Annotated in this window: 7 protein-coding genes; all 7 read right to left on the reverse strand. The window is 46.6% G+C overall.

What is annotated here, in order from left to right; translation table 11 throughout:
• Positions 1-299, reverse strand: a 299-nt coding sequence (locus tag WMO25_RS12610) for a Holliday junction resolvase RecU (RefSeq protein WP_349085578.1), incomplete at its 3' end; no start/stop codon positions are given.
• Positions 299-1,294, reverse strand: coding sequence for an RluA family pseudouridine synthase (locus WMO25_RS12615; protein WP_349085579.1), 996 nt, complete (start codon positions 1,292-1,294; stop codon positions 299-301). The genes WMO25_RS12610 and WMO25_RS12615, both read right to left, overlap by 1 nt.
• Complete coding sequence (locus tag WMO25_RS12620; protein WP_349085581.1) at positions 1,266-3,266, reverse strand: YgiQ family radical SAM protein; 2,001 nt, start codon at positions 3,264-3,266, stop codon at positions 1,266-1,268. Before WMO25_RS12620 ends, WMO25_RS12615 begins: the two co-directional genes overlap by 29 nt.
• The gene (locus WMO25_RS12625) at positions 3,263-3,955 is read right to left on the reverse strand and encodes an HAD family hydrolase (protein WP_349085582.1); all 693 of its coding nucleotides are present in this window, start codon (positions 3,953-3,955) and stop codon (positions 3,263-3,265) included. The genes WMO25_RS12620 and WMO25_RS12625 overlap by 4 nt, the downstream gene beginning before the upstream one ends.
• Entirely contained in the window at positions 3,942-4,694 is a 753-nt protein-coding gene (locus tag WMO25_RS12630) for a pseudouridine synthase (protein ID WP_349085584.1), read from the reverse strand. Before WMO25_RS12630 ends, WMO25_RS12625 begins: the two co-directional genes overlap by 14 nt.
• Positions 4,695-4,789: 95 nt before the next feature.
• Positions 4,790-6,193 (reverse strand): RsmB/NOP family class I SAM-dependent RNA methyltransferase, encoded by a 1,404-nt coding sequence (locus WMO25_RS12635; protein WP_349085585.1) that lies wholly within the window; start codon positions 6,191-6,193, stop codon positions 4,790-4,792.
• Positions 6,194-6,336: 143 nt separating this feature from the next.
• Entirely contained in the window at positions 6,337-6,813 is a 477-nt protein-coding gene (rnhA, locus tag WMO25_RS12640) for a ribonuclease HI (protein WP_117539491.1), read from the reverse strand.
• Positions 6,814-6,912: the final 99 nt, after the last annotated feature.

The following is a 6,912-nucleotide window of genomic DNA, read 5'->3' on the forward strand; positions in this document are numbered from 1 at the left end:
CGCATAAACACCACCTGATGCTCATGGATATTCTGTATCGGAAAATTGGATGTCCGACATTCCTTGGCATCAAAGCAGACCGGAATACCTTGTACTGCACCGATATAATCCACCGTACTACGATGTTCAAAATAGGCCAGGGTAATCCTTCTTGTTTCCTGATCCATTCTCACCGGCGTGATTGGCGTCGGAATCTTCTGGATCAATGCCAGATGCTGTTCTCTGTATTTTTCATTGGTTCGGTTGATCAGCTCTTCAAGGAGAGAACCTCGAAGTCCTCTGGAATTCCAGGTTGCCATCAGGACATCCACTCCTTCTTAAAGCAGATTCCCTCTCCCATCATCACCCGTACAAAATCCTTAGGAAGCGGTGCGGTAAATATTTTCCCGGACAAATTATCAAAAGGTGGCTGACATTCCGGCATTTTAAGGATAGCCGCATGCAGCAGCTGACGTTTGATACCGTATTCCTTTTTAAAAGCCATATTCATCTCCGGGCTGCCATATTTATAATCACCAATGATCGGATGTCCAACGCTTGCCAGATGGGCGCGGATCTGATGAGTCCGGCCTGTAATCAGAAAAACCTTCAGCAGTGTACAGTTTTTTCCCTCTGCCAGCGGTTCATATTCCGTTTCAATATAATCCGCCTGATGTCTGGCTTCTTTTGTGATGGTTACCTGATTGGAAGCCTCATCTTTGTGCAGATATCCATGAAGTCTGACCTTCTCAGTAACTTTCCCTGCGACAATACAGAAATAGTATTTGTGAATGGTACGATCACGAAAGCCCTCTGACAGGAACTGCAAAGCTGCCAGTGTCTTGCCGCCGGTGATCAGTCCGCTTGTGTTGCGGTCCAGTCGATTACAGACTGACGGGTGAAAGGTCTGAAGCATCTCTTTCGTGAGCTGTCCGCTCTCCAAGAGCCACCCGATCATCATTTCATTGATGGACACATCCTCCTGTGCCGCTTTCTGGGACAGCACCCCCGGTGCCTTGTTCATAATAATAATCTGATTATCTTCATAAATAATCTCTGGTTTCGGCAATCGTTTTGCCGACATATTCTCTACGACGCCTTTAAATTTATCAAAAGTTTCATCAGACAGCCAGAATGTGACTGTATCCCCAACATTCAACTTTTCGCTGCCGTCTGCCTTTTTGTCATTTAATGTAATGTTTTTCTTTCGAAGCATCTTGTAAATAAAACTTTTCGGTGCTTCACTGAGGGTTTTCCCCAGATATTTATCCAGTCGCTGGCCGCTTTCATTCGTGCCGACGATGAGCTTTTTCACTCTGTGACCCCTTCTTTCTATTAGTAGATGTGTTTCTTGATATATTTTCAGTTGTGCGCTTCCTGCTATTGTTCCTGCTGCTGAACTTGCCATTTCGTGAGCTATTGTTCTTTGCATTGTTTGTTCTTACATTGCGGTTCTGCGCCGGTGCTTTGCCGTATCCGTGATGCATCGGTCTAGGCGGTATCAGACAACGACTGTCAAAACCGATTAAATCTTCTCTTCCCGCCTTGATCAGCGCCTCTTTTACTAACTGATAATTTTTCGGATCCCGATACTGGATCAGGGCTCGCTGCATATCTTTCTCATGAGGATCCTTCGGCACGTAAACCGGTGTCATGGTCCGTGGATCAAGCCCTGTATAGTACATACAGGTCGATAAAGTGGACGGTGTCGGATAGAAATCCTGCACCTGTTCCGGCATATACCCAAGATCCCGGATATATTCAGCCAGAGTGACGGCATCCTTCAATTCAGATCCCGGATGAGAAGACATAAGATACGGCACCAGATACTGATCCATACCAAGACGCTGGTTCATCTTCTTATACTGTTTTGTAAAATCCACATATACTTCATGATGCGGTTTGCCCATCTTGTCAAGCACCGCGTCACTGACATGTTCCGGCGCCACTTTCAGCTGACCGCTGATATGATACTGACACAATTCTTTCAGGAATGTTTTGTCCTTATCTGCCAGCAGATAATCAAAACGAATACCGGAGCGGATAAAAACCTTCTTAATTCCCGGCAATGCCCGGAGCTTGCGCAGAAGTGTCACATAATCCTTGTGATCTGCCTGCAACTGGGAACACGGTTTCGGGAACAGACACTGCTTATTCGGACAGGCGCCGCGTTTTAACTGATGTTTACAGGCAGGATGCCTAAAATTTGCCGTTGGTCCGCCTACATCGTGGATATAGCCCTTAAAATCTTTGCGTTTCGTCAAAGCTGCTGCTTCTTTTACAATGGATTCATGACTTCTGGTCTGTATGATCCTTCCCTGATGGAAGGTCAGGGCACAGAAACCGCATCCGCCGAAGCAGCCCCGATTGCTCACCAGACTGAATTTAATTTCCTCAATAGCCGGCACGCCGCCGAGGGCTTTATAAGACGGATGATAATCTCTCACATAAGGCAGGTCATAGACATCGTCCATTTCCTGCTCGCTTAAAGGTTTGGCCGGCGGATTCTGGATCACGTACATACGGGCCCCGTACTTTTCAATCATTCGCTTGCCGGAAAATGGGTCTGTATTCTGATACTGGATATAAAAGCTTTCGGCATATTTGCGCTTATCAGCGGCAATTTCATCAAATGTCGGCAGCATAATAGCTTCTTCACCAAAATCTTCGGCCTTTTTACTCTTAAAAACAGAACCAGCCACCCAGGTAATATCCGACACATCAATCCCGCTGTCTAAAGCATCCGCCACCTCAACGATTGAACGTTCACCCATACCATACAACAATAAATCTGCCGATGACTCAATAAGCAGGGATCTTCGGATTTTGTTGGACCAGTAGTCATAGTGCCCCAGTCTTCGAAGGCTGGCTTCAATACCGCCCACAATAATCGGTTTCTCCGGGCATGCACGACGGATCATATTACCATAGACAACCGCCGCATAGTCCGGTCTTTTGCCGTAAACGCCACCCGGCGTAAAGGCGTCCTGATGACGCCTTTTCTTTGAAACCGTATAATGATTCACCATGGAATCCATATTGCCGGCACTAACAAGAAATCCCAGTCTCGGCACACCAAGTGCCATCACTGACTGGTCATTTTTCCAGTCCGGCTGTGAAATAATACCCACTTTATAGCCATGGGCCTCCAGCACACGGCTGATAATAGCCGGCCCGAAAGAAGGGTGGTCCACATAGGCATCACCAATGACGTAGACGAAATCCAGTTCATCCCAGCCGCGCTTTTTCATGTCATCCCGGCTGATCGGAAGAAATTCTCTCATCATGCCAGAACCTCTACTTTATTATTAAAAATATCCTCAAAGGAATTGATGTAATAATGGGCCAGCTTCTTCTTTTCCTCTATCTGATAATCAGAAAAATCATCCTGTACAGCGCATACCGTCATGCCTGCAGAAAGTCCCGCCTGGATGCCCTCCGGAATATCCTCAAATACAAGACAATTCTTTGGATTCACACCAAGACGTCTGGCTGCCTCCTGATAAACAAAAGGATCCGGCTTGCCTTTTACCACATCTTCACCTGTCATGATCACTCTAAAATAATGCTCAATATCCTGGGCATGCAGGGCTGTCATGGCAAGCTTCCTTGTATTGCTGGTTGCAACTGCCATGGGCAGTTCTTTCCCTTCAATGAGTGACAACCACTTTGCGGCTCCCGGCTTCATCTGAATTTCATGTCTGTACTGCTCAAAAGCCAGTTCATTCCATTCCGCCAGCATTTTTTCAGGCGGATCATCAATGCCGATCACATTTCTGAAATAATCAGCAGCCTGTAAAATACTAAGCCCCGCCAGTTTGCGCTGCAAATCCTCTGACATCGGTTTGCCGTGTCTTGTCAGATAAATTCTGTCCACTTCTTCCCAGACCCCCATGGAATCAATCAATGTACCGTCCACATCAAAAATAACGGCTTTTTTTCCCTCCAGGAGTCTCTCTATATCATTCTTCATCATTCGTATGTCCTTTCGATTCTTTTAATGCCTGCACTTCATCTTCTGTCAGCTCACGATATTCACCCAGAGCCAATGTCTCATCCAGTCTCAGACTTCCCATGGACAGTCGCTTCAAATAGACCACTTTCTTGTCTACGGCCTCGAACATCCTCTTAATCTGATGAAATTTGCCTTCACGAATGGTAATCTCAACCTCCGATTCAGGCCCGGAAGATAAAATATTCAATTTGGCAGGCATCGCCCTCCAGGCACCGTCTTCATCATCGATCTCCAGCCCTTTGGCAAATAGCGCTGCATCTTCCGCTGTTACCTGCCCTTCAATCCTCGCACGGTAAACCTTATCCACATGCTTTTTAGGTGACAAAAGCTGATGGGCCAGATCTCCGTCATTGGTGATCAATAAGAGGCCTTCGGTATCCTTATCCAGACGCCCCACCGGGAACAAATCCTTTCTGGACTTATCCGTGATCAGATCCAGCACTGTCTGCTGCTTTGGATCATTGGTGGCTGAAATAACCCCCGCCGGCTTGTTAAGCATATAATAAACCAGCGTCTGATAAACAACAGGCTCTCCCCGGCATACCAGATCATCCTTTTCAATGTCTACTTTATATTCAGGCTTTCTGATGACTTCGCCATTCACCGTCACCAGTCCTTTTTTGATCAGATTCTTCACTTCACTGCGGGTCCCCACAGACATATCCGCCAGGTACTTGTCCAATCTGAAACTTGTCTTCATATATACCTCCTAATCTGCTCTTCCGATGCGGAACCCAGCTTCATAAAAACTTCCGGGCTGCTTATCTAATTCAAAACTTTCCGCATAAGTACATCTTAAACAAGACGCCAGCCAGATGGGTATTTGTTTTTCAACGTACCATTTGAAACTTTACCCCAGCCCAGGGCAAATTCATCCACGCAGATCAGATACCAGCCGTTCTTCAGATTCGGATCCACCTGCAGTGTCTCGCATTTCAAATAGCGCACCACTTCTTCGCTGTCTCCCGGATAAGCGATCACTTTGTCGCAGACATCCGGTGTCAGGCCCCTGGCAAAGGCACCGCTTGGTTCAAAACGCTTCTTCTTGAGTTCTCCTAAAAACCATCCGCTTCGCATAATATGCAGTCCCTTCAGCTCCGGCATTCCCTCCGGAATATACTGCACATAGCCGTTCTGCACAAGCAGACGTTTCTTGTCAAAAGGATAATGAATGCCCTCTGTCTCCAAAAACTGGAAAAAGCTCTCCATCTCCGCCGGCAGTTTTGGAACGGATGCCAAAGTCACTTTGCCGCCCATCGGCTCACTGTCCGCATCACGGCAAAGCACAGCTGCAAAATGGCCCTCACCCTCCAGATGATGCGGCCAGAGACGCCTTGTCTTTGTAAGTTCAGGATTGCCGTCTGCCCATTCCGGATGACCATGATCAATACAATGACAGCCACATAAATCCTTATCATCGTCTACTTCCACCAGATGGAAATCCGGATGTTCCTGCAAAAACCACGCAATGCTGCCCTCATCCTCTTCCGGTGAAAAAGTACATGTAGAATATATTAATTTGCCGCCCGGACGGACCATTTTGGCACCATAGGTCAGAATCTCCATCTGAAGCTTATGGTATTCCTCCGATCCCATTCTCAGCCAGCTCTCAGTCATAGAAGGTTCCTTGTGGAACATGCCTTCGCCGGAACACGGTGCATCAATCAATACTTTATCAAAGAATTCCGGGAAATATCTGGATAATTTCTCCGGATACTCACTGACAACAATACTGTTGATAATGCCAAAGCCCTCCAGATTGCGCAGAAGTGCCTTGGCTCTGGACTTGCTGATATCGTTGGATAACAGCAGGCCCTCACCCTTTAAGGCTGCACCGATGGCCGTACTTTTGCCTCCCGGTGCCGCACACATATCCAGAATCTTCTCCCCAGGCTGTGCATTCACAAGCTTTGCCGGCAGCATGGCGCTGGCCTCCTGAATATAATAAAGCCCTCCTTGATAATAAGGATGTTTTGAAAATTGCTTCTTATTCTCAAGATAAAATCCTGTCTCATTCCATGGTACCTGCTTCAAATCCACACCCATCCGCTGAAGCAGTTCCTGGGGTTTTGTTTTCCATGTATTAATTCTTAATCCGTTATGGAAAGGCAGATCATAGCTCTTCAAAAATTCCGCATATTCTTCATCACCAAGCATCTGCTGCATTCTTTCCTGAAACTTCTCCGGAAATTGTATCATTGTATTCCTCCAGTTCACTTTCTATCTTATCATTTTACTCATCTGCTATTGTAATCTCTAATTTTTTTGACTCCTATTAGCCACTTTGCTTTTATCATTTTCTTTTATCAAAAAATTTTCCGAAAATATCCTAATCCGGCCGCCTACAACTCGGCACCTGTATCCTCCAAAAGCGGACCGTTGTCTGCTGCATAAGTCGCCAGTTCATCACAGCGCTCATTCTGCGGATGACCTGCATGGCCTTTCACCCAGACAAATTTTACTGCATGAGGTGCCTTTGCCTGAAGAAGCCGCTTCCAGAGATCCACGTTCTTTACCGGCTCGTTTTTGCCCCGCTTCCATCCCTTTCTCACCCAGCCATCTACCCAGTGCTGGTTAAAAGCATCCACCACATACTTGGAATCCGAGTAAAGGGTCACATTGCACGGGCGGTTCAATGCCTCCAGGGCTGTGATCACGCCAAGAAGCTCCATCCGGTTATTGGTCGTTCTGCGGTATCCCGCCGATAACTCCTTCACATGCAGCTGATTCTTTGGATCAATATATTCAAGAACAGCCCCGTATCCACCGGGTCCCGGGTTGCCTCTGGCTGCACCATCTGTATAAATCGTCACGTTCATATTTTATGTTCTCCTTTATTATTAACTAAGACTTCCCATACCTAAAATGGGCTTCGCACCTTGAAAATTCAATACTTCAGCTAACAAAATAGCGATTTA

Origin of the sequence: Coprococcus intestinihominis, assembly GCF_040096555.1 — a bacterium.
GTDB classification, from domain to species: domain Bacteria; phylum Bacillota; class Clostridia; order Lachnospirales; family Lachnospiraceae; genus Coprococcus_A; species Coprococcus_A intestinihominis.

What these genes read in the sequence shown, in the direction of transcription:
- WMO25_RS12620 (WP_349085581.1), bottom strand. Translation starts at nt 3,266, where the DNA reads ATGATGAGAGAATTTCTTCCGATCAGCCGGGATGACATGAAAAAGCGC.
- WMO25_RS12625 (WP_349085582.1), bottom strand. Translation starts at nt 3,955, where the DNA reads ATGATGAAGAATGATATAGAGAGACTCCTGGAGGGAAAAAAAGCCGTT.
- WMO25_RS12630 (WP_349085584.1), bottom strand. Translation starts at nt 4,694, where the DNA reads ATGAAGACAAGTTTCAGATTGGACAAGTACCTGGCGGATATGTCTGTG.
- WMO25_RS12635 (WP_349085585.1), bottom strand. Translation starts at nt 6,193, where the DNA reads ATGATACAATTTCCGGAGAAGTTTCAGGAAAGAATGCAGCAGATGCTT.
- rnhA (WP_117539491.1), bottom strand. Translation starts at nt 6,813, where the DNA reads ATGAACGTGACGATTTATACAGATGGTGCAGCCAGAGGCAACCCGGGA.